The organism is Halomonas sp. GFAJ-1, assembly GCA_002966495.1.
Lineage (GTDB): Bacteria > Pseudomonadota > Gammaproteobacteria > Pseudomonadales > Halomonadaceae > Vreelandella.
Map to the genome: position 1 here is coordinate 1,263,500 of CP016490.1, position 21,700 is coordinate 1,285,199.

Below are 21,700 nucleotides of genomic sequence, written 5' to 3' on the forward strand. Positions count from 1 at the left end.
CGGGGCGGGGCCTGGGGGGAGGCGTTATTCTTCGTTAATAGCTGCCAGTACTTCGCTAACGCGCACAGTCGTGTCGCGATAAATAGCTTGAGCGCTTTCGATTCCTTGCACGTTATTCAAGCCAGCCGATGCTTGAGTACTCATGGTTTGTGCGGTGTCCGATTCAAGACCTTTAATGATGCATTCGGACAGTTCTTGTTGAATTGACTCAGGGACAGAAGAGAAGGTGTAAACCAACAGGGGGGCCTCGAACGATACGTCGTAACCCGCTTCTTTAAATGTCGGAACGTCAGGTAGTACATCGGAACGCTCGTCTGCAAACACACCTATTGCGGTAACTTCTCCAGAATTTACATTCGAAACAATAGAAGGCGGAAGCGTCATGCCTAAATCAATGTGACCACCAAGGATCATTGTGCGTGTCTCACCACCACCAGTGGTTGGTAAGTGAACATTTTGAATGCCGGTTTCCATTTCAAGCAGTACGAGCGGCAAATGAACCAAGCTAAGCGGGTCGGCATGGCCAAACACTAACGAATTCGGCTCCGCTTCAGCCAGCGCTACCCAATCTTCTATGCTTTGAATCTCGTGGTCGGCTTTTACGTAAACCGTTGGTTTCCAGTCGGTGAGGTGTACGATCGGTGCCCAGTCTTCAACATCCCAGTCGGTTTCTTCTGTTAGCGTTTGGGTAATGGTTGCTGAGTAATCGGCCATCAAGATGGTGTGACCATTAGGCTCTGCGTCGGCGACAAACTGTAAGCCTTCCATGCCTCCGGCTCCAGGCATGCTCACCACGTCAATTCGTGTGCCGCAGTGCTCAGCCGCATTAGCCGCAATAATACGGGCAGTGATATCGGTGCTACCGCCGGCCCCATAGGGCATTACGATGCGAATAGGGTCATTTCCAAGGCTTGGGCTATCTGCGGTAGCAAAACCAGCGGCGCATGTTATGAAGGCAGCGCTGACAGCAGTAGCAATTTTAGCTCTTTTAATATGCATGTTAGTTTCCCTGCTTTGTTAGATTTATCATTGTGTTGCGGTTACTACATTCGTTGAGTTGTCGTTGAATAGGCAACACGTACCTAACAACCATATAAGCTCGGTAAGCCATTTTTTTGTCAATTCCTACTGTTTTTATGTCAATAGCAATGCTTTTAGGCACGATGCTTTTATGTTGTGTCAGGTTTAAATCAGATATAGACGAATTTTAAACTATATTAACTACATTTTTTTGATGATTTTACTGTGGTCTTGATTTTTTTTGGTGTTATTCAATGTTTTTTTAAAGACAATAACGACACCAATTAATCGGCTATATTTATCTGTTTTTTATTTAACCAGATAACTAGCTGGCTAATAGCCCCTTATGCTCAATTATTGATGCTGCCATCATCATCAAAGAGCGAAAGCTGCTGACGATTGGCGGGTTGCGCTTTTTTGCCACGCCGAACAGCTGGTCGCCGCTGACTCGCCAACTTATCCACAATGACCTTGCTGGCACCCCTCGCTTCCGGCGTGCGGCGCAGTTCATACAACATCTGCTTCCAGTGGCGCGCTTCGGCTTCGAAATCGTTGGGGATGGGATAGTCGATGCCGGGCTGAAAGCCGAAACGTTTCTGCAGGCTTTCCGGCAGCGTCCAAGGCTTGGCGCGCCACTCCTGGGGAAGGGGCGCAAGCTCTGGCACCCAGCGGGCGATGAATTCGCCGGTGGGGTCGTTATCTTCTGCTTGCTTGATGGGGTTGTAAACCCGCAGGGCGTTGGTGCCGGTGGCGCCTGCCTGCATCTGCACTTGGGGGTAGTGAATACCGGGTTCGAAGTCGGTAAACAGCTGCGCCAAGTGTAATGCTGGCTCGTACCAGTGCAGCCCCAGGCCAAAGGTGGCGTGGGAGAGCAGCATGGCGCGCATGCGAAAGTTGATCCAGCCGGTGGCGGTCAGGCTGCGCATGCAGGCATCCACCAGCGGCACGCCGGTTTGGCCGCGCTTCCAGGCGATCAGGTGGGGGTGTTCTGGGTCGCGCTCCCGCAGGCCGCGCAGCGCCGGGTGCAGCGTTTGATGCTCGATGCTGGGTTCGCTTTCCAGCTTCTGGATAAAGTGGCAGTGCCAGTAGAGCCGCGAGGTAAAGGCGCGCAGCGAGCGAGCCCAGTCGGTGTCGTCGGCGTGCTTTTGCCGCTGGCGGCGCAGGGATTGCACCACTTCCCGCATGGAGAGCGTGCCCCAGGCCAAGTGCGGGGAGAGCCGTGAACCAAACTCCCAAGCCAGTAACGGTTTAGAGAGCGAGCCGCGATAGCGCCGCCCGCGCTGGGTAATAAAGCTCAGCCACAGCGCGCGCCCTTCACTGCGCCCGCCCCGCTGGCGCTGGGGGCAGGGCGTGGTATCGAATCCCAAGGTGAGCGAGGGCAGTTGGGCTACATCCACGTGATGAAAAGCTTCCCAACCGGGAGCCGCCACCGCTGTTGGCGGGGCGGGGCAGGTAGGGGCGGCCATCAGCGTTTCCCAGTGGCTTTCCCAGCGGGATTGATGCTCCGTGCGGCTGCTCAGCCCGCGAATCACGCCCTGCTGGCGAGCTTCTTGCCAGGGCACGTGGTGGGCGTGGCACCACGCCTGAACGCACTGGTCGCGCTCAAAGCTCCAGGCGTTGCCGGTCTCTTGGTGGGAGTGCAGCACCAGTTCGCCGTAGTGGGCTTTGAGCGCGGCCAGGCATTCCACTATATCGCCCTGCCACAGGCAGAGCGGCAGGCCCAGCGTGTTGAGTGCTTGGGCAAGGTCTACCAGCGAATCGGCGGCAAACTGCCAGTGGCGCAGGGCGCTGTCGGGTGCTTGCCACTGCCCAGGCTCGATGGCAAATAGCGGCAGCACTGGGCCTGCCGCTGCGGCGTTGGCCAGCGGTGCGTGATCGTGAATGCGTAAATCGCGTTTGAACCAAACGACCTGAAGGGGTGCCTGAGCCATTAGCCGTAACGCCTGTTCGTCACTTATCTATTCGTTATGCAGTGATGACGTTACCATCAAGCGATTGTTTGCGTAACCAACTGAGTCACACCCACCCACAGGAGAACCACTATGTATATCGCCATGAACCGTTTTCGGATTGCCCCAGGCCGCGAAGAGGATTTTCTAGAGGTATGGCGCAACCGCGATTCCCACCTGGACGAAGTGCCGGGCTTCAAGCAGTTTCAAATGCTGCAGGGCGAAAGCCAGGAAGACCACACCGTATTTATCTCCCACAGCGTGTGGGAATCCGAAGAGGCCTTCCGCGCTTGGACGAAGTCAGACGCCTTCCGCAAGGCCCACGCCAATGCCAAAGCGCCGGAGGGTATCTACTTAGGGCCGCCTAAGTTTGAAGGGTATGAGGTAGCGCTTACATAGTCCGGACACAGGCGGATTGTTTTATCGCCCAGTCAGAAAAAGGCCAAGCCAACAGAAAGCAGCACGCTATAGAGCAGTGTTGAAACGGCTGTTTTCTTCAGCATGTTGGTCAGAATTTTGCCATCTCGGGTATGGCGTAACATTCTGGCCGCATCAGTGAGCGGCTTGGCCACGAGTAGGCAGCTCCACCCCAGCAGTGGCACTGGCTGCGCCACTAGGTAGATCAAGGTGAGCAGTAGCGCTAACCCGAGCAACGCCCAGTGATACAAAATCGCGCCTTCGCGGCCTAGCCTTACCGCTAGAGTGATCTTGTCGCAGCGTGCATCGCTTTCGATGTCGCGCACGTTGTTCACGTTGAGAACGGCAGTTGCCAGCAGCCCGCACGTCGCGGCTGGAAGAAAGGGCAGCCAGTTTAGCGTGTGGGTATGCAGGTAGTAGGTGCCTAATACCCCGAGCAGCCCGAAAAACATAAAGACTGAAATGTCCCCTAGCCCACGGTAGCCATAAGGGGCGCCCCCTAGCCCAACGGTGTAGGTCACCGCGGCCAATAGAGCAGCGGCGCCTAACAGGATGAAGACGAGAATTTGCCCCCACTGATTCCCAAAAGCGGCGACCAGTAACAGTAGCCCCAATAATGCGGCTACGATTGCCGCGACGACCATGCCGCCGCGCATTGCTTTTGGAGTCAGTAAGCCAGAAGAGACAGCCCTTACCGGGCCGCTACGTTTCTCGTCGTCAGCCCCTGAGGCGGCATCGCCATAGTCGTTGGCTAAATTAGACAGCACCTGAAGGGTGATTGCGGTTAGTAACGCAAGCACCAGCACAGTGGGGTTGAAAGCCTGTGAGTGCGCTGCAAGCCCACTGCCCAGCAGAATAGATGCACACGCCAGTGGTAGCGTTCGCGGGCGTGCGGCTAATACCCAGGCATGGTGCGTGCTGTGCTTAGCGATTTGATCCATTACGTCGATATTCCTATGGGCTTTCGTATGAACTGTTTTATGAACTGTTTTATGAACTACGTCTGTTTAAAAGGCGGTTAGTGGGGCAGTTAACGACCGGTTAGGTAAGTAGCAGCAGCCAGGGTAGGCCTATGACTAACCAAGCCACTAGGAAGATTAGCCCGAAAATTGCCCCAAGGCGCCAGAAGAGCGCACTAGGCAAGTAGCCGCTGCCGTAGTAAACCGGGCTTGGCCCTGTGCCGTAGGGCGTGAGAATGCCCATAAAGCCAAGGGTGGGCAGCAGCAGTAGCACAAACAGCTGCATATCCAGGCCAGCGATGCCTGACGCCGCTGCCAAAATAACCGGTAATAGGGCCGTTACGTGAGCCGTAATACTCGCAAAGAAGTAGTGCAACGCGTAAAACAGCACCACCAGCGCCACCATGGCGACCATCGGGTTAAAGTGACTTACCTGCCCGCCGACCACATTCCCAAACCAGCTCACAAAGCCCACTTGGCTTAGCCCGCCTGCTAGCGCCACCAAGGTGGCAAACCATACAAAGGTATTCCAGGCGGCATGGTTATTAAGAATATCATCCCAGGTGACGATGCCGGTTAGCAGCATGCCGCAGATCACTACCAACCCAACCAGCGAGGCGGAAATAATGCCGCCGCCAAAAATCCACAGCAGCAGGGCCGTTACGACCATTACGACCAAGAGAATCTCGTTGCGGGTGAGCGTGCCTAACTGCTTTAGCTCATCTCTGGCCCAGTCAGAAATTTCATGGCCCGCTTTTACCTCGGGGGCGCATAGCCAGTAGCAGAGCAGCGGCACTAATAACAGCAGCAAAATGCCGACCGGGGCAATCGCCATAAACCACTGCCCCCAATTAATTTGGATGCCGGTTGTGCTTTCGGTTAAGGCAACGGCTAATAAATTGGGGGCCATCGCGGTTAGAAATAGCGAACTGGTAACGCAGGTAGAGGCCAGCGCTGTCCACATCAAAAAGCTACCCATACGCTTCATGCTAGGGTCGTTAGGGTGCGAATCATAAAGCGGTGGCAGGTTGCGAATCACCGGATAAATGGTGCCTGCACTGCGCGCCGTGTTGGAGGGCGTAAAGGGGGCAAGAATGGTATCCGAGATCATTACCGCGTAGCCAAGCGTCAGCGTGCGCTTACCCATAGCGTTGACCAACCAGAGAGAAATACGCCTGCCAAGGCCGGTTTTTTCGTACCCCAAGGCAAACATAAAGGCACCGAAGATCAGCCAGACGGTGGAGTTAGTAAAGCCCGATACCGCCCAGGAAAACGCTTGGTTAGCGGGATTAAAGCCCTCAGCAGCCAGCTGCTCTGGGGAGAACAGTACCCAGCGCGAGAGCAGCGCAATAAGGGTAACGCCTATTAGCCCAATGACCGCACCGGGCAAGGGTTCAAGAATCAAGCCCACCACACAGCCAAGAAAGATAGCGAAGAAGTACCACGCATGGGGCGCGACTCCATCAGGCGTGGGTATTAACGCAACAATAATGGCGATAATAAGCGGAGCGAATAGCTTCCACCGAGGCGTGGAGTGAGTAACACTGTTCATGCTGCCTCTCTTGTCTATTTTCTAGATATTTTTTGCTAGATATTTTTTGATAGGAAAACCAAGCCAAAACATCTCTGTTACGTAGCTCATTAGGAATTGCTAAAAAAATTGCCTTATTAGTTAAGTTATCTAGCTCAAATACTTGGTGTTGTTAGTGATTAGTTTTTCAGTGCTTTCATAAAAAGCATTAAAAACAGTTTTTAAATCTTTATTTTAGGTTTTTTTAGCACTCGAGATTAACAGTTAACTATTTATAGAGTAGATGCTGTGTCACTAAGGTAAAGTGATATAAAACTTATTTCTGCCTTTGTTGATATATGTCAATAGCCCTTTAGAGTTATGCCAAGGGCAACGTGCGGGTATGGTAAATTCAAGTAAAGAAGACATTGCTCAAGTGCGTCACTCTTAATGTGGTGTTGCTTGGCTAACGAAAGGAAATGTTATGCAGCAGCGAGATTTCGATATCGTTATTGTGGGAGGGGGAGGAGCGGGTTTGCGCGCGGCCATTGGTGCGGCTGAGCAGGCCAAAGCCCAGGGTACTCCCCAGCGTATTGCGCTGCTGTCTAAAGTTTACCCAATGCGCTCACACACCGTGGCCGCAGAAGGCGGTGCTGCTGCGGTTACCAGTGCGGAGGATTCACACCAAGCTCACTTTGATGACACCGTATCTGGCGGTGACTGGCTGGTGGAGCAGAACGTCGCCGACTACTTTGTCCATCACGCTTACCAAGAGCTGGTGCAGATGGAGCGCTGGGGCTGCCCCTGGAGCCGTAAAGACGATGGCCAAGTACAGGTGCGCCGTTTTGGTGGTATGAAAACTGCCCGCACTTGGTTTGCTGCCGACAAAACCGGCTTCCATATGCTCCACACCCTGTTTCAGACCTCGCTGAAATACCCTGAAATCGAGCGTTTCGATGAGTTCTTTGTGCTTGATCTGGCGGTACACGACGGCGCGGTCATTGGCGTGATTGCCCTGCAGATTGCCACCGGCGAACTGACCCTGCTACGCGCTAAAGCCGTGGTGTTGGCTACCGGCGGTGCTGGGCGCTTGTTCCGCTTCAATACCAACGCGGGCATTGTCACTGGCGACGGCATGGCAATGGCTTACCGTCACGGCGTGGCGCTGCGGGATATGGAGTTTGTGCAATACCACCCCACTGGCCTGCCAGGCTCCGGTATTTTGATTACCGAAGCGTGCCGGGGCGAAGGCGGTATTCTGCTCAATAAAGAGGGCTATCGTTACCTGCAGGATTACGGCCTTGGCCCGGAAACCCCGCTGGGCAAGCCGGAAAACAAATACATGGAGCTGGGGCCACGGGACAAACTCTCCCAGGCATTTTGGCAGGAGCAGCAGGCAGGACGCACCGGCAAGTTTGGCGACAGCGATGTGGTTTATCTAGACCTGCGCCACCTAGGTGAAAAGACCATCCTAGAGCGCCTGCCGTTTATCTGCGAACTGGCGAAAGCCTATATCAACGTCGACCCAGTAAAAGAGCCAATCCCCATTCGCCCAGCGGTTCACTACACCATGGGAGGGATTGAGACCAATCCTCAGTGCGAAACCTCTATTGCTGGGCTCTATGCGGCTGGGGAGTGCGCTTCAGTCGGTTTACACGGTGCTAACCGCTTAGGCTCTAATTCACTCACCGAGCTATTGGTGTTTGGCCGTTTGGCCGGTGAGCAGGCCAGCCAGCGCGCAGCACACACCGAATGGGCCGATATGCCCCTGCTGGAAGCTCAGGGCGACCGCCAGCAAGCCAAGCTGCGGCAGCTCTGTGACGGAACCGGAAGTGGTGAGAACTGGGTAGAACTCAAGCACGCCATGGTGCAGGCCATGGAGAGCGGCTGTGGTATTTATCGCACCGAAGAGGGCATGCGTCATTCTCTGGAGACCATGCGCCAGCTACGGGCGCGCTTTACTAAGGTGCGCGTTAACGATACCAGCAAGATCTTCAATACCGAGCTGCTGGAATGCCTTGAGCTGGAGTGCGGCCTGGATATTGCCGAAGCCTCTTGTTTAGGCGCGCTTGAGCGCCGTGAATCCCGCGGCGCCCATCAGCGCCTGGATGAAGGCATGCAAAAACGCGACGACGTTAACTACCTCAAGCATAGCCAAGTGTTCTACCAAGGCGAAGCGAATGCCGAGCTGCGCTGGCAGGATGTGGATGTACGGTTTTCCGCCCCGGCTGAGCGGGCCTATGGCGATGCGGGCAAAGGGGCAAAAGCATGAACACCGAGCAGACCAGCACCAAGCGTGTTAGCACTAATAACATTCGCACCAAGCAGGTCAGCGTCAAACGTTACCTGCCCGACAGCTCGGCTGAACCCTATTGGCAGCAGTTTGAGCTGCCGGTAGACGACAGCACCTCGCTGCTGGATGCCCTTAACCATATTAAAGAGCAGCTTGATAGCACGCTGAGCTATCGCTGGTCCTGCCGAATGGCGATTTGCGGCTCTTGCGGGGTGATGGTTAACGGCATTCCCAAGCTCGGTTGTAAAACTTTCCTACGCGATTATGAGGGTGAAATACGCATCGAGCCGTTAGCCCACTTCCCCGTGCAGCGGGATCTAGTGGTGGACATGGAGATTTTCCTTGAGCACTTGGCAGCGGTTAAACCCTATTTAATTGATGACAACCCAGTAAAACCTTACGACCCAAAGGCGCCGGAAACTTATCGACAGTCCCCCGAGCAGCTCGCCCGCTACAAGCAGTTTGCCAACTGTATTAACTGCGGCCTTTGTTACTCGGCTTGCCCGCAGTTTGGGCTGAACCAAGAGTTTCTCGGCCCGGCAGCGCTAACCTTGGCCCACCGTTACAACCTGGACAGCCGCGACCACGGCAAGAAGCAGCGCATGGCACAGCTTAACCGTCACGAAGGGGTATGGAGCTGCACCTTTGTCGGCTTCTGCTCCCAGGTATGCCCAAAAAACGTTGACCCGGCCGCCGCGGTCAATCAGGGCAAGGTGGAAGCGGCTAAGCACACGCTCATTGCGCTGTTTAAAGGCTAGGGGAAGGAGAGAGTATGGATAAGTTATCACCGCAACGCTTGCCGCCGCTGAAACGTAACTGGTGGCTCAAGCACCGCTTTTTTAAGCTCTACATGCTGCGCGAAGCCACGGTACTGCCGCTGGTGTTTTTCACGCTCTGTTTACTGGCCGGTATAGTCGCCCTGCTACAGGGGGCGGAAAGCTGGCAGGGGTGGATCGCCTTTATGGGCTCCCCCATTGTTCTGCTGCTAAACCTTGTTGCGCTGGTGGCTAGCCTGTTTCACGCCGCCACCTTTTTTGTGCTGTTTCCGCGGGTAATGCCGTTACGCATCGCGGGGCGAAGCCTGCCTGATCAAGCCATTGTCGCGGCACAGTGGGCCGGGGTCGTGGCAGTGGTGGTGCTGTTTATCTGGCTATTAGGGAGTGCATAAGATGAGCAAGCCAAGCATGGATAGACCCAGCATGAACAAACAGGGTACACCGCATAAACAAGCCTTTGATGAGCCGCTCTGGTGGGGGCTGTTTAGCGCAGGCGGCGTCTGCTTTGCGGTTATTCTGCCTGCCGTGATTTTATTTATTGCCGTATTACTACCTCTCGGTTTGCTGCCCCCCGAGGCGCTGAGCTACGAACGGGCATCCGCACTGCTGTTCAGTGTGCCGGGCTTTCTGTTTGTTGGGGCGGTCGTCTGCTTGCCGCTGTTTCATGCTGCCCACCGCCTACGCCACGGGCTGTTTGATATCAGCGTGGGCAAGGACGCGCTTAACAAAAAGCTGATGTACGGGAGTGCCGCGCTGCTGAGTATTGTCGCGCTAGGGATGGTAATAGTAGGGATGTTGGGTTGAATATCTTCTCCTCCTCATCGAGGCCAAGTGCATGAATATATTTATTTTTGTGAAAATGATTGAATAATTTAGCAGTTAGGTGGTGCTGGTGGCGGCAAATAGCGTTCAAGTAACTGGGCCGCATGTAGCACCTTGAGGTCTTGATATTTCCCCGCCACTAAGTGCAAACCTACCGGCAGCCCCTGTTTATCTAGCCCGCAGGGAAGGGAAGCCGCGGGCTGCTGGGTTAGGTTGAAGGGATAGCTGAACGGCGTCCAGTCCATCCAATCTCGATAGTGCTTGCCCGGTGGTACGTTGTGGCCCGCTGTAAAGGGTGCAATGGGCATCGTAGGCGTTACCAACAAGTCATAGCGTTCGTGAAAGGCGGCCATGTGGGCGGTCAATTCGCTGCGCTTACGCCGGGCGGCTAGGTAGGCAGAAAGCGATACGCCTTGCCCGCGCCGTGCAATCTCCAGAAAGCCAGGATCGAGCGCTACCTGTTGCTGTTCGTCGAGTTTTTCGAGTGCCTGCGTGGCCCCAGCAAACCAGAGCGTATTAAACGTTTTAAGCGGATCGCTAAAGCCAGGGTCAGTGCGTTCTACGGTGGCACCCAATGCTTCTAAATAAGCGATGGCTTCCTCAACTCGCTGGGCAATATCCGGAGCGACGTCTACGTAACCCAGGTTAGAGCTAAAAGCGATTCGCCAGCCTTGAAGGCTCGCTGGGGGCGGCGTGAGCCAGTCTGGCCCTGTTGGGTTTCCAGCGTAACCATCCCGGGCATCGGGCTGGGCCATAACGCTGAGCATGAGGGCGCTATCACCTGCAGTGCGTGTCATGGGCCCTAAATGAGACAGCGTGCTCATGGTGCTGGCAGGCCACTGAGGCACCCAGCCGAAAGTGGGTTTAATACCAAACGTGCCGGTAAAGCTGCACGGAATACGTATGGAGCCACCCGCGTCGCTGCCCTGATGAAGCAGGCCCAGGTTAAGCGCCGCGGCAGCCCCCGCGCCGCCAGATGACCCTCCCGGCGTTAGCTCAGTATTCCATGGGTTGCGGGTGATGCCGTGCAGCGGGTTATCGGTGACGCCTTTCCAGCCAAATTCAGGCGAGGTGGTTTTGCCAACCACAATGGCCCCGGCATTGCGTAGGTGACGGCTAATGGGCGCATCTACCTCCCAGGGGCCATCCGGAACCGTGGTGGTGGAACCCAGCCGTGTAGGCAGGCCTTTGGTTAGGGTTAAGTCTTTAATCGTCACTGGAATGCCGTCTAGCGAGCCGCAGGGAGTGCCTGCTTGCCAGCGTCGCGCGGATTCAGCTGCTAAACGGCGGGCCTCTTTACCGTTAATACAGGTGAAGGCATTCACCTTGGGGTTATCTCGCTCAATACGCGTTAAGCAGTCCTCCACCAGCGTTTCCGGCGAGAGCGAGCCCTCGCTGAAACGTGCCAATGCATCAGTTGCCGTCAGGGTTTCATAGGTATCCGCCATGGTTACTCCTCACTTTTCACACCGGCCGCATTGAGCATGGCGTGCAGTAAGACGTTACAGCCTGCGTGTACGTGCTCGGGGGTGGCGCTTTCGATCTCGTTATGGCTAATGCCATCTTTGCAGGGAATAAAGATCATGGCGGCGGGGGCGACACGGCCAACAAACATCGCATCGTGCCCGGCTCCGCTGATGATATCCATGTGTGACAGCTGCAGCTTTTCAGCGGCTTGTCGCACGCTATCCACGCATGCTTCATTGAAATGCTCAGGCGCAAAATCTGCGGTGGGGGTGAGCTCGTATTCCAGCCCGTGACGTTGGCAAATGTCTTCAACGGCGGTAGTCACCGCTTGGCCCATAGCGATTAGGGCTTCGGGTTCCCAGTGGCGCATATCCAGGGTCATTTTGACTTGGCCGGGAATCACGTTGCGCGAACCTGGGTGTAGCGTCATACAGCCCACTGTGCCGCGCCCGTGGGGTTGGTGCTCATGGGCAATCCGGTTGAGTGCTTGGGTGACTTCTGCGGCCCCCATCATGGCATCCCGGCGAAGGTTCATCGGGGTGGGGCCCGCATGGGCTTCAAGCCCTGTGAGGGTTAAATCGAACCACTTCTGACCAAGCCCTCCGATAACGACGCCAATGGCGGTGTCGGTATCTTCGAGAATGGGGCCTTGCTCAATGTGAGGCTCGAAATAGGCTTTGATCTCGTTGGGGGAGACCTCATCACTGCCGCGATAATGAATCGCGTCTAAGGCATCGCTGACCGTGACACCATCGGCGTCGGTGCGCGCCATCATGGCGTCAAACGCCAGCTCACCGGTGAATACGCCAGAGCCCATCATACAGGGGGGGAATCGGCAGCCTTCTTCGTTCGTCCACGCGACCACTTCAATCGGCGATTGCGTGGTGATGTTGTGCTGGTTTAGGGTGCGAATTACTTCAAGGCCAGACATGACACCGAAGCAGCCGTCGTATTTGCCGCCGGTGGGTTGGGTATCTAAATGACTACCTGCCATGACTGTTTTGGCTCTGGGGTCGCTACCTTCACGCCGGGCAAAAATATTGCCAATATTATCGATGCGAATCGTGCAGCCCTCAGCACGGCACCACTGAATAAACAAGTCGCGGCCCTGGCGCTCTAAGTCGGTCAGCGCTTGGCGGTTCACACCGCCCTTCGGTGTGGCCCCTAGCTTGGCCATCTCCATGAGCGACGCCCAAAGGCGATCGCTGTCAGTATGTAGGTTGGACTCTTTGATGGGGGTAACGTAGGTATTCATCTCACTCTCCTCGCAAAGTTAAACGGATGTGTGTTCCGTTAGTAAGTCATGTAGCTTGGAACGGTGATTCTGATTATTGGATGAGTCATTGCTGACCAGCATCTGCTCAGCCATTTCTGCTTCCAGCGCACTCATGTGATGTTCAGCATCGGCCATGTGCTCGGCCATGATCTGTCGCACATGCGGGGCATCTTCAGCGCGGTAGGCATCCACTAGCTGGCGGTGGTAATCCTGATTGGCGTGGTCGAACTTCTTTCGCTCCGGGACGTACGCTTTTTTAATCACCACCAAATCGCGCAGCATGTCGTTTAAGAACTGGCACATAAACGTGAGCAATGGGTTCGGGCAGGCGCGAGCCAGCAGCTGGTGAAACTCCAGCTCTAGAAAGCGCTGGTGTCGGTGATCCTCTTCATGACTCGCGCAGCAGGCGCAGGCCGACATATTGGCTTCCAGCTGTTGGAAGTCCTGCTCAGTGAGCTTACCCACCACGGAGGCCGCCAGTTCTACTTCCAGCAGTTTGCGTAACTGATATACCTGCTTGCCATCCAATTGCTGGAAGTGCAGGAAGTTACGCAGCATGCGGCTGGCAGGCTCCATGCTAGGCTGATTAATGACTGCGCCTCCTTTAGGCCCGGTTTTTAATGTGATGAGCCCCTCAACCTCTAAGATCTTGAGCGCTTCGCGCACGGTGCCCTTAGCGCTACCGTAAAGCTCCATCAGCGCTTTTTCGTTGGGCAGCCGATCTCCTTCTCCCAGTGACTCTGCGGCGATCCAGCGCTTAATGTCATCGCTAATCAGCTCGGCAAGCTTGGGTCTGCGCGGTGAGGTTGAAACAGGGGCTTGAGTCATCAACCCACTCCTTATTGGTGGTTAGCGGTACTGGTGATTTCTTGCGTATAGGCGGGTAAGCGCTCGGGGTGGTATTCGGCATCATAGTCATGGCGTGCTTGGGTAAAGCGTTCCACAACCGCTGTATCGCGGCGATGCAGTGCGTGGCTTAGCCCAACAAATAGCGCAGTGTTCAGTAATAAACCCCAGATACCTGCATGGTATCCAAACGGTGCGCTTAGCGGGCCAAAGGTCATGAGTAGCACGCAGGCAACGCCCGCCCACAAACCCGCCAGTGCAGCAGTGGGGTGAGCTTTTTTCCAGGTGATGGCCCCTATGGTGGGAATGATCAACTGCGCGGTACCCGCCAATGCTGCAATACCAATCGTGACCAATACGCCTGGTACGGTAAGAGCCATGACATAAGCCACTAACGAGAAGCCTACCAGCGATAAACGTCCGATATATACAATGCGCGCTTGGCTAGCATCACGATCGATATAGCGTTTGTAGATATCCATCGTCACCACGGTGGATACGGCGTGGATCTGCGAGTTGGCGGTGGACATAGCAGCTGACGCACCCGCTGCCATGATCAGTGATGCGAGTAGGTAAGGCGCATACTCCATCAGCATAATGGGCAAGATCTGATCAGGGTTTGCTATGTTGGGCTCAAGCAGCACGCCTGAGTAGCCAGACAGCACCGAACCGATATAGGCAAAGGCCGCCAAACCCAATAAAAACGGCATCAAGTTAAATAGCTTGCCGTGTTTAACCGAGTACATGCGTAGCCAAATTTGAGGGCCCATAAAGGCACCAATAGCGGTAATAGCAAACAGCGAGAACCACATGGAGTAGCCCATTGTGCCGTTAGGCCCAGGCAGCGTGAGATGGTCAGGAGAGGTTTGCTGAAGCTGACTAAATAATGCTGTGGGGCCACCTACCTGGGTGGAAATGTAGTAACCGGCATAGAGCATGCCGAAAAATAGCAGTGCGCCATAAATAACGTCAGTCCAGGCGATAGCACGGATACCACCAATCCATACGTAGATAATAATAATGAAGTAAAACAGCAGCGCGGCGAGCCAGAAAGGAATCAACCCACCTGAGGCAACCTCGATTAAATAAGCGCCGCCGGTTAGCTGGATCTGGAGATAAGGTACGGTGAAAATCAGCGTAATAGCGGCAACGGTAATGCGCAGTGCCTCGCTATTATAAAAATCGCCAATTAAATCTGAAGGTGTTAAGTAATTGAAACGTTTGCCTAAAAACCACACCCGTTTGCCTATCCAGTAATACATAAAGCCAAACAGGAGGTTCCAGGCCAGCGCTGTGAGAAAAACTGGCCCGTTGGTATAAAACGTGGCATTAGAGCCGAGGAACGCAAACGCGCTCCACCAGGTTGCCGCGACGGTGAAGAAGACCGCGATACTTCCCATGGCACGACCTTGGACAAAAAAGTCCTCGCTGGTTTCTTGCGATTGACGTGCCGATAAAACCCCTACCATCAAGGGGATAATCATAAAAGCTGCAATAATTAATAAGCTGCCAGTCATGGTTAATCCCCTTGGTTACAGCTGTTTAGCTGCGTGGATAGTGGATGGTTCGGGGCTGCCCCAATTGGTGAAATAAGCCACCAAAAACAGCGCCGTTAATGCAAACCACCAGAACAAGTTCCACACCAGAAGGAAGGGGAGACCCATCACCATGGGCTCTATGCGGTTAGCCAGCATAATGATGGGGCTTTCCAGCATAAAAAAGCTGAAAAGCATGCCGCTATAAATAGATAGCTTTAAGGGTGTTAAGTATTTCATAGCAAGATAGCCCTTTGTTTATGTTGGATTTGTGAGCATGAATGACAGTGCACCCAGCCAATAACAGCGCTGTTGGTGCGCATGTGCTATGCGGGTACTGCTTAGGCGTGTTCCACTGATTTTTTGTATTTATTCGTATAAATATAAGAATTAGGCGTTTTAAATCGCTACGTCAAGGTGGGTAAGCGCAATTTGGTTCTCTGTTACGTATAAATTATCTAACGTGAACAAAAGAAAAGCATAATTTTATAAACGTGTTTGGTGGCGCATGCTGTGGCTATGTCTCATAGGGCCGGAGCTGGACACCATGTTTAGTTTAAAAAGCAATACAATCTCGCAATCCTCAGAGGGGGCTATTGAAGACCGCCCCTCCCATTCTGCGCTGAATCAGCACTACTGGATGCCGTTTAGCGCCAACCGCGACTTTCATGCGAACCCGCGTGTTATTACCGGGGCGGAAGGGCGCTATTACATTGATGACCAGGGCCGTAAGTTATTCGATTCGCTTTCCGGACTATGGACCTGCGGCGCGGGCCATAACCGTGAAGAAATTCAAAAAGCCGTGGCGGCGCAGTTAGGCAGCCTCGACTTTGCCCCTGGCTTCCAAATTGCCCACCCGTTGGCGTTCAAACTGGCGGAAAAGATCGCCAGCTTAACGCCTGCTGGGCTGGATCACGTGTTTTTTACCAACTCAGGTTCAGAAGCCGCCGACACCTCGGTCAAGATGGCCAAGGCGTACTGGCGGCTCAAAGGTAAGCCGGAAAAAACCCGCATGATTGGCCGCGCTAAGGGCTACCACGGGGTGAATATTGGCGGCACCAGCCTGGGTGGTATTGGCGGCAACCGTAAACACTATGGCCAGTTGATGGACGTCACCCATCTGCCCCATACCCTTCAGGCGGACCACGCCTTCACCCGTGGCCAAGCGGAAACCGGCGCTGAGCTTGCCGATGCACTGCTGGAGCAAATTGCGCTACACGATGCCTCCACCATAGCGGCGGTGATTGTAGAGCCGATGTCAGGTTCTGCAGGGGTGATCGTGCCACCCAAAGGCTATTTAGATCGGCTGCGCGAGATTTGCACCGCCCACGATATTTTGCTGATTTTTGACGAGGTTATTACCGCCTTTGGGCGCAGCGGCGCAACCACCGGCGCTGAAGCCTTTGGCGTGACGCCGGATATCATGAACGTGGCCAAGCAGATCACCAACGGCGCGATCCCCATGGGGGCGGTGATTGCCTCTAGTGAAATTTTCGACACCTTTATGCATGCAGGCGGCCCCCAGCACGCCGTTGAGTTCCCCCATGGCTATACCTATAGCGCCCACCCGGTGGCTTGCGCCGCGGGTCTGGCGGCGCTTGAAATGATGGAGCGTGAGAACTTCCCCTCTCAGGTCAGCGCCATTGCGCCTACCTTTGAGCAGAAGCTGCATGCCCTGAAAGGCCGCAACCATATTGTCGATATTCGTAACTACGGCTTAGCCGGTGCGATTCAGCTAACGCCCCGGGATGGCGACCCAACAATTCGCCCCCGCGATGCCCACATGGCGCTCTGGGAAGCGGGCTTCTACGTTCGTTACGGCGGCGACACGCTGCAGTTTGGCCCCCCCTTCGGCACCACCGAGGCTGAGTTAGAGCGGCTGTTCGATGCCGTAGCCACCACCTTGGATTCATTAGCATAAGATGCGTTAGCGTCACCTTCACTGCCATAACCTGTTTTGGAGTTACCGTATGAGCGTTGTTTCCCACCTGATTAACGGCGAGTTAGTTGAAAGTAAGCGCACGCTGGAGGTCACCAACCCCTCAACGGGCCAAGTGATTCGCCAAGTCGCTGATGCGGATGCCGCCGATGTAGAGCGTGCCATTTCCGCTGCCCAGGCGGCCTTTCCCGCCTGGCGCGATACACCGCCTGCCAAGCGTACCCAAGTGATGTACCGCTTTAAGCAGTTACTGGAAGAACACGCCGACCGCTTGGTGCAGTTGGTCAGTGAAGAGCATGGCAAGACGGTGGAAGACGCCATGGGCGAGCTTAAGCGCGGCATCGAGAACGTCGAGTACGCCTGCGGCGTGCCGGAGCTATTAAAAGGCGAGTACTCCCATAACGTGGGGCCGGGCATTGATGCCTGGTCTAACTTCCAGCCGCTGGGCGTGGTGGCGGGCATTACCCCGTTTAACTTTCCCGCCATGGTGCCGCTGTGGATGTACCCGATGGCGATTGCCTGCGGTAACACCTTTATTCTGAAACCTTCCGAAAAAGACCCATCGGCGGCCATGGCCGTGGCCGAACTGCTGCAAGAAGCGGGGCTGCCTAAAGGTGTGATGAATGTCATCCACGGCGGGCGCGAAGCGGTGGAAACATTGCTAGATGCCAAGGCGGTTAAAGCCATTTCGTTTGTGGGTTCCACGCCCGTGGCGGAAGCGATTTATTCCCGTGGCTCGGCGGCGGGCAAGCGCGTTCAGGCCTTGGGTGGGGCGAAGAACCATGCGGTGGTTCTCCCGGACGCCGACCTGGAGAACGCCGCCAATACGCTCATGGGCGCCGCCTACGGCAGCTGCGGCGAGCGCTGCATGGCGATTTCGGTGGCGGTATGCGTAGGTGATGAGACCGCCGATCGGCTAGTTGAAACCCTGCTGCCTAAAATTGCCGAGCTCAAGGTGGGTCCCGGCACCGATAAGGGCTTGGATATGGGGCCGCTGGTCACCGCAGAGCATCGCGATAAAGTGCTCGGCTTCATCGAAGATGGTGTTAACGCCGGGGCAACGCTGGTTGCCGACGGCCGCAGCCTGAAAGTGTCCGGTCATGAAGAGGGCTACTTTGTCGGTGGCTGCCTGTTCGATAACGTCACCGCTGAAATGCGCATTTATCAGGAAGAGATCTTCGGCCCGGTACTCTGCGTGGTGCGGGTTGGCAGCTTAGATGACGCCATGCAGCTGATCAACGACCACGAATACGGCAACGGCACCTGCCTGTTTACCCGCGATGGTGAAGCTGCCCGGCGCTTTACCGATGGCATTGAAGTGGGCATGGTGGGGGTAAACGTACCGCTACCGGTGCCTGTGGCCTATCACAGCTTTGGTGGTTGGAAACGCTCGCTGTTTGGGGACCTCCACGCCTACGGGCCAGACTCAGTGCGCTTCTATACCCGCCGTAAAGCGGTCTCCCAGCGCTGGCCTTCGGCGAGTGAAGCCACACGGGCGGAGTTCTCGTTTCCTACTAACCAGCGTTGACGCCGCAGGCTAACTGCGCCATCTTCTCTGCACCACCGCTGGGCGGTGGTGCATTTTTTTGTGCGTATTTTTCAGCGGTCAGGGTCGCAAGGGACGAGCAGCGTGGCGAGAACACAGGACGAAATCCGGCAAACGAACGTAAAAAAGATTCTACAAGCGGCGGAGCAGCTGTTTGCTGAGAAAGGTTACGCCGGTGCCTCGATGGGAGAAATCGCCCAACTGGCAAATATTCCCAAATCTAACGTGCACTACTACTTCTCTACAAAGAAAGCGCTTTACCAAGAAGTGCTGCTGGCGCTGTTAGAAGTGTGGAAGCAAGACGCGCTCTGTTTCGAGCTATACGATGATCCTCGCGTAGTGCTCACCAGCTACATTCGCGCCAAGATGAATCACTCCCGCTACCGTGCCCACGGCTCCAAAATCTGGGCAGCGGAGGTCATGCAGGGCGCTCCGATTCTGAAAGATCGCCTGCGCGATAATCTTTATGAATGGGCCAAGCTGAAAGAGTCGAAAATCCGCGAATGGATCGAGTCCGGCCAGATTACCCCCGTCGAGCCCTCTTACCTGCTCTATATGATCTGGGCCTCCACCCAGCACTACGCCGACTTCGACTATCAAATTGCGTTGCTGAACGACGATAAACCGCTGGACGATTTGCAGTTTGAAAAAGCCGTTCAGTCAGTGACCACGGTAATTTTAAGAGGCATTGGGCTGACGGCTTAGCCCTGTAACGATGGCTTTTCTTGAACAGTACGCCAAACGCACATCCCCGCGAAGTAAACAGAGGTCAAGCCTAAGCCCCACAGCGCCCAGACGGCGTGATCAGTGCTTGAGAGAATTAACGAGGTCGTGCACACACACCACAACAGCGTGACGGCGATATTGAGCGGCATAAATAGACGCACGCGAAACGGGTGCAGAAACTTCATTTTGGTCACGGTCAGCACCGCCAGGACGAGGATCGCTGCAAACGTGATGAAGGGGGGTAAATCAAGAATATAAAAATAGGCCGCGGCAATATTCCAAGCGGCGGGAAAGCCAACGAAGTAATTATCCTGGCTTTTCATATCGACGTTGCAGAAGCAGAACATCGACGATAGAAGAATAATAAAGACGGAGATCAGCCCTAAATAGGGTGGCAACTCAATGAAGTAGTAAATAAACAGAGCGGGAATAAACGCCCAGGTGAGGTAATCAATCACCATATCCAGCGTCGACCCATCGAAGTGGGGCAGTACGGACTTCACCTCATATTTGCGTGCCAGGGTGCCATCAATCCCGTCGATCATCATCGCCGCCCCTAGCCAGAGTAGGCATGCGACGGGATTATTGTCGATCAGTGAAAGCAGCGCCATTGTGCCAAGCAGCACCCCGCTGGCGGTAAATACGTGCACGCTCCACGCCTTATATATCGAAGCGCGGGATTCGGTATTTGAAGAAAGCGATTGGACCACGGTAACCCCAGTGGGAACGCGTCGTCCCCTTGCTGTTAGATGGATTAATAAGCGTTTAAAAGACGATACACTACTATAGTTAAATCGTCAGGAAATACACGGCGCAGCACTAAGCGCTGTGTCGAAACATTGCTACGGTAAGTTAGCGCAAAAAACAGGAGAGTTAGCGCATGACCCACGTCCGCTCTGCCACGATTCATGATCTTGATGCATTAACCGAGCTGTTAGATGGCTATCGGCAGTTTTATCAACAGCCAAGTGATATTCAAGCAGCGCGTGACTTTTTGCGCCAGCGCTTTGGGCAGGCGGACTCCCGCATTTTGGTGAGTGAAGGCGTTGATGGCGCGCTCACAGGGTTTGTTCAGCTCTATCCAGGTGTTTCCACCGTAGGCTTGAATGCGCGCTGGACGTTGAACGACCTCTTTGTGCTGCCTGAGTGTCGTGAAAAAGGAACGGGCCGAGCGCTCATGGAAGCCGCCACCCAGCTTGCCCGTGAGCATGGCGTGGCACGCTTGATATTAATGACCCAGGTAGAGAATGAGCGTGCACAACACCTTTATGAATCGCTGGGCTGGCAGCGCAACACGGCGTTCTACGGCTATTTACTGGACGTTAACGCATAACCGTCTAGAAACGCCTTGAGCGGGTGTTCATTGGCATTAGCCAAGCCACTGGGGCGTGGTGATTTTGGCTGGCTCGCGCTGCATGATGATCTCGCCCTGGCGTACCGAAAGCAGCACTTCGCCCTGGGTGCGTAGCACGCTGTAATCATCTTCGCCGTCCAGCAGGTTGAAGCTGGCGGGTTTGCCGACCTCAATACCGTAACGCTCCTCAATATTCATTGTGCGGGCGCTGTTGTCGGTAATCAGCGAAAGCGCCTGGCTGAAGTCCTGATAGCCCATCATTTGGCAGATATGCAGGCCAAAATCGAGCGTTCTCAAAAGCTTGCCATTACCCAGCGAGTACCAGGGGTCAAAGATGGAATCCTCGGCAAAGCAGACGTTAATGCCCGCTGCGTTGAGCTCTTTTACGCGCGTCACGCCGCGCCGTTTCGGGTAGGTGTCAAAGCGCCCCTGCAGGTGAATGCTTTCGGTAGGGCAGGATACGAAGTTGATGCCCGAGCGTTTGAGCAGCAGAAACAGCTTGGAGCAGTAGGCGTTGTCGTAGGAGTGCATGGCGGTGGTGTGACTGGCGGTCACGCGGCTGCCTAAGTCGTTAAATAGCGCTTCGCAGGCCAGCACTTCTAGAAAGCGTGAATTGGGGTCGTCAATTTCATCGCAGTGCACATCCACCAAGCGGTCGTACTTAATCGCCAATTCGATCACTCGCTTCATGGAGGCGACGCCCAGCTCCCGGGTATATTCGAAGTGAGGAATACCGCCGACAACGTCAGCGCCGAACTCCAATGCCTCTTCCATCAGCTTTTCGCCGCCAGGGTAAGAGAGCAGGCCATCTTGTGGGAAAGCGACGACTTGTATGTCGATTTTATCTTTCAATTCATCGCGCAAGCCGCATAGGGTTTTAAGCCCGATCAGGCTCGGGTCGCTGGTATCGGCGTGGGTGCGCACAAACTGCACGCCGTTGCTAATCAGCAGGTTGAGCGTTTTAAGTGCCCGCTCGCGAATATCCGCTTCGGTCAACATAGGCTTACGTTCGCCCCAGCGCTCAATACCTTCAAATAGCGTGCCGCTCTGGTTCCAGTGTGGCTCGCCTGCGGTGAGTGCAGCATCCAGGTGGATATGCGGCTCGATAAAGGGGGCGCAAACAAGCTTGCCACCCGCATCAATCTGCCTATCGTCTGCCTTCAGTGGCGAATCTTGTACGGTAATGGCGCTGAACGTACCGTTCTCAATCTCAAGCCGATAAAGTTCAGGGCGCTGGCGAATGCGGGCGTTAATGATCTGCATGT

Annotated in this window: 20 protein-coding genes; 9 read left to right on the plus strand and 11 right to left on the minus strand. The window is 54.9% G+C overall.

Annotated features, from left to right (window positions below; genetic code table 11):
- Positions 1 to 24: 24 nt before the first annotated feature.
- On the minus strand, positions 25 to 999 hold the full coding sequence (locus tag BB497_05770) for a hypothetical protein (protein AVI62249.1): 975 nt from the start codon (positions 997 to 999) through the stop codon (positions 25 to 27).
- Positions 1,000 to 1,370: 371 nt separating this feature from the next.
- Entirely contained in the window at positions 1,371 to 2,951 is a 1,581-nt protein-coding gene (locus BB497_05775; GenBank protein AVI62250.1) for a deoxyribodipyrimidine photolyase, read from the minus strand.
- Between the two features lie 111 nt (positions 2,952 to 3,062).
- On the opposite strand from BB497_05775, the gene BB497_05780 reads away from it, so the two are divergent.
- Positions 3,063 to 3,368, plus strand: coding sequence for an antibiotic biosynthesis monooxygenase (locus tag BB497_05780; protein ID AVI62251.1), 306 nt, complete (start codon positions 3,063 to 3,065; stop codon positions 3,366 to 3,368).
- A 32-nt stretch (positions 3,369 to 3,400) separates the two neighbouring features.
- On the opposite strand, the gene BB497_05785 is transcribed toward BB497_05780, so the two are convergent.
- Positions 3,401 to 4,327, minus strand: a complete 927-nt coding sequence (locus tag BB497_05785) for a 1,4-dihydroxy-2-naphthoate octaprenyltransferase (protein AVI62252.1) — start codon at positions 4,325 to 4,327, stop codon at positions 3,401 to 3,403.
- Positions 4,328 to 4,427: 100 nt separating this feature from the next.
- Positions 4,428 to 5,897 (minus strand): anion permease, encoded by a 1,470-nt coding sequence (locus BB497_05790; protein ID AVI62253.1) that lies wholly within the window; start codon positions 5,895 to 5,897, stop codon positions 4,428 to 4,430.
- 442 nt (positions 5,898 to 6,339) lie between these two features.
- Here BB497_05790 and BB497_05795 point away from each other — a divergent pair, with 442 nt between their 5' ends.
- The 4 genes from BB497_05795 to BB497_05810 are packed head-to-tail and all read left to right on the plus strand — an operon-like array spanning position 6,340 to position 9,728.
- On the plus strand, positions 6,340 to 8,127 hold the full coding sequence (locus BB497_05795) for a fumarate reductase (quinol) flavoprotein subunit (GenBank protein AVI62254.1): 1,788 nt from the start codon (positions 6,340 to 6,342) through the stop codon (positions 8,125 to 8,127).
- Positions 8,124 to 8,906: a fumarate reductase gene (locus BB497_05800; protein ID AVI62255.1), complete on the plus strand. Its 783-nt coding sequence runs from the start codon at positions 8,124 to 8,126 to the stop codon at positions 8,904 to 8,906. Before BB497_05795 ends, BB497_05800 begins: the two co-directional genes overlap by 4 nt.
- Positions 8,907 to 8,920: 14 nt before the next feature.
- The gene (locus BB497_05805) at positions 8,921 to 9,316 is read left to right on the plus strand and encodes a fumarate reductase subunit C (GenBank protein ID AVI62256.1); all 396 of its coding nucleotides are present in this window, start codon (positions 8,921 to 8,923) and stop codon (positions 9,314 to 9,316) included.
- Positions 9,317 to 9,347: 31 nt separating this feature from the next.
- A complete protein-coding gene (locus tag BB497_05810; GenBank protein AVI64274.1) occupies positions 9,348 to 9,728 on the plus strand; it encodes a fumarate reductase in 381 nt (126 codons plus the stop codon).
- 68 nt (positions 9,729 to 9,796) lie between these two features.
- Here BB497_05810 and BB497_05815 read toward each other — a convergent pair whose 3' ends face one another.
- The 5 genes from BB497_05815 to BB497_05835 are packed head-to-tail and all read right to left on the minus strand — an operon-like array spanning position 9,797 to position 15,110.
- Positions 9,797 to 11,194: an amidase gene (locus BB497_05815; GenBank protein AVI62257.1), complete on the minus strand. Its 1,398-nt coding sequence runs from the start codon at positions 11,192 to 11,194 to the stop codon at positions 9,797 to 9,799.
- 2 nt (positions 11,195 to 11,196) lie between these two features.
- On the minus strand, positions 11,197 to 12,468 hold the full coding sequence (locus BB497_05820; GenBank protein AVI62258.1) for a Zn-dependent hydrolase: 1,272 nt from the start codon (positions 12,466 to 12,468) through the stop codon (positions 11,197 to 11,199).
- Between the two features lie 18 nt (positions 12,469 to 12,486).
- The gene (locus BB497_05825; GenBank protein AVI62259.1) at positions 12,487 to 13,317 is read right to left on the minus strand and encodes a GntR family transcriptional regulator; all 831 of its coding nucleotides are present in this window, start codon (positions 13,315 to 13,317) and stop codon (positions 12,487 to 12,489) included.
- 11 nt (positions 13,318 to 13,328) lie between these two features.
- Positions 13,329 to 14,852, minus strand: coding sequence for a sodium:proline symporter (locus BB497_05830; protein AVI62260.1), 1,524 nt, complete (start codon positions 14,850 to 14,852; stop codon positions 13,329 to 13,331).
- A 15-nt stretch (positions 14,853 to 14,867) separates the two neighbouring features.
- Positions 14,868 to 15,110 carry a hypothetical protein gene (locus BB497_05835; protein ID AVI62261.1) on the minus strand — a complete coding sequence of 81 codons (243 nt, stop codon included), beginning with the start codon at positions 15,108 to 15,110 and terminating at the stop codon, positions 14,868 to 14,870.
- Between the two features lie 307 nt (positions 15,111 to 15,417).
- Between BB497_05835 and BB497_05840 the strand changes: the two genes are divergently transcribed.
- From BB497_05840 to BB497_05850, 3 genes are all read left to right on the plus strand, one after another.
- Entirely contained in the window at positions 15,418 to 16,791 is a 1,374-nt protein-coding gene (locus tag BB497_05840) for an omega amino acid--pyruvate aminotransferase (GenBank protein AVI62262.1), read from the plus strand.
- A 49-nt stretch (positions 16,792 to 16,840) separates the two neighbouring features.
- Positions 16,841 to 18,337 (plus strand): methylmalonate-semialdehyde dehydrogenase (acylating), encoded by a 1,497-nt coding sequence (locus BB497_05845; GenBank protein ID AVI62263.1) that lies wholly within the window; start codon positions 16,841 to 16,843, stop codon positions 18,335 to 18,337.
- Positions 18,338 to 18,439: 102 nt separating this feature from the next.
- On the plus strand, positions 18,440 to 19,060 hold the full coding sequence (locus tag BB497_05850) for a TetR family transcriptional regulator (protein AVI62264.1): 621 nt from the start codon (positions 18,440 to 18,442) through the stop codon (positions 19,058 to 19,060).
- On the opposite strand, the gene BB497_05855 is transcribed toward BB497_05850, so the two are convergent.
- Positions 19,057 to 19,731 (minus strand): phosphatidylcholine synthase, encoded by a 675-nt coding sequence (locus BB497_05855; GenBank protein ID AVI62265.1) that lies wholly within the window; start codon positions 19,729 to 19,731, stop codon positions 19,057 to 19,059. The genes BB497_05850 and BB497_05855 overlap by 4 nt on opposite strands.
- Positions 19,732 to 19,961: 230 nt before the next feature.
- On the opposite strand from BB497_05855, the gene BB497_05860 reads away from it, so the two are divergent.
- The gene (locus BB497_05860) at positions 19,962 to 20,414 is read left to right on the plus strand and encodes a GCN5 family acetyltransferase (GenBank protein AVI62266.1); all 453 of its coding nucleotides are present in this window, start codon (positions 19,962 to 19,964) and stop codon (positions 20,412 to 20,414) included.
- Positions 20,415 to 20,450: 36 nt separating this feature from the next.
- Here the strand turns inward: BB497_05860 and BB497_05865 are convergent, their stop codons facing one another.
- Positions 20,451 to 21,698, minus strand: coding sequence for a cytosine deaminase (locus BB497_05865; GenBank protein AVI62267.1), 1,248 nt, complete (start codon positions 21,696 to 21,698; stop codon positions 20,451 to 20,453).
- Positions 21,699 to 21,700 lie beyond the last annotated feature (2 nt).

Bases quoted from the DNA above. Each gene is read 5' to 3' on its own strand.
- BB497_05770 (AVI62249.1), bottom strand. From the start codon at position 999: ATGCATATTAAAAGAGCTAAAATTGCTACTGCTGTCAGCGCTGCCTTC.
- BB497_05775 (AVI62250.1), bottom strand. From the start codon at position 2,951: ATGGCTCAGGCACCCCTTCAGGTCGTTTGGTTCAAACGCGATTTACGC.
- BB497_05780 (AVI62251.1), top strand. From the start codon at position 3,063: ATGTATATCGCCATGAACCGTTTTCGGATTGCCCCAGGCCGCGAAGAG.
- BB497_05785 (AVI62252.1), bottom strand. From the start codon at position 4,327: ATGGATCAAATCGCTAAGCACAGCACGCACCATGCCTGGGTATTAGCC.
- BB497_05790 (AVI62253.1), bottom strand. From the start codon at position 5,897: ATGAACAGTGTTACTCACTCCACGCCTCGGTGGAAGCTATTCGCTCCG.
- BB497_05795 (AVI62254.1), top strand. From the start codon at position 6,340: ATGCAGCAGCGAGATTTCGATATCGTTATTGTGGGAGGGGGAGGAGCG.
- BB497_05800 (AVI62255.1), top strand. From the start codon at position 8,124: ATGAACACCGAGCAGACCAGCACCAAGCGTGTTAGCACTAATAACATT.
- BB497_05805 (AVI62256.1), top strand. From the start codon at position 8,921: ATGGATAAGTTATCACCGCAACGCTTGCCGCCGCTGAAACGTAACTGG.
- BB497_05810 (AVI64274.1), top strand. From the start codon at position 9,348: ATGAACAAACAGGGTACACCGCATAAACAAGCCTTTGATGAGCCGCTC.
- BB497_05815 (AVI62257.1), bottom strand. From the start codon at position 11,194: ATGGCGGATACCTATGAAACCCTGACGGCAACTGATGCATTGGCACGT.
- BB497_05820 (AVI62258.1), bottom strand. From the start codon at position 12,468: ATGAATACCTACGTTACCCCCATCAAAGAGTCCAACCTACATACTGAC.
- BB497_05825 (AVI62259.1), bottom strand. From the start codon at position 13,317: ATGACTCAAGCCCCTGTTTCAACCTCACCGCGCAGACCCAAGCTTGCC.
- BB497_05830 (AVI62260.1), bottom strand. From the start codon at position 14,852: ATGACTGGCAGCTTATTAATTATTGCAGCTTTTATGATTATCCCCTTG.
- BB497_05835 (AVI62261.1), bottom strand. From the start codon at position 15,110: ATGAAATACTTAACACCCTTAAAGCTATCTATTTATAGCGGCATGCTT.
- BB497_05840 (AVI62262.1), top strand. From the start codon at position 15,418: ATGTTTAGTTTAAAAAGCAATACAATCTCGCAATCCTCAGAGGGGGCT.
- BB497_05845 (AVI62263.1), top strand. From the start codon at position 16,841: ATGAGCGTTGTTTCCCACCTGATTAACGGCGAGTTAGTTGAAAGTAAG.
- BB497_05860 (AVI62266.1), top strand. From the start codon at position 19,962: ATGACCCACGTCCGCTCTGCCACGATTCATGATCTTGATGCATTAACC.
- BB497_05865 (AVI62267.1), bottom strand. From the start codon at position 21,698: ATGCAGATCATTAACGCCCGCATTCGCCAGCGCCCTGAACTTTATCGG.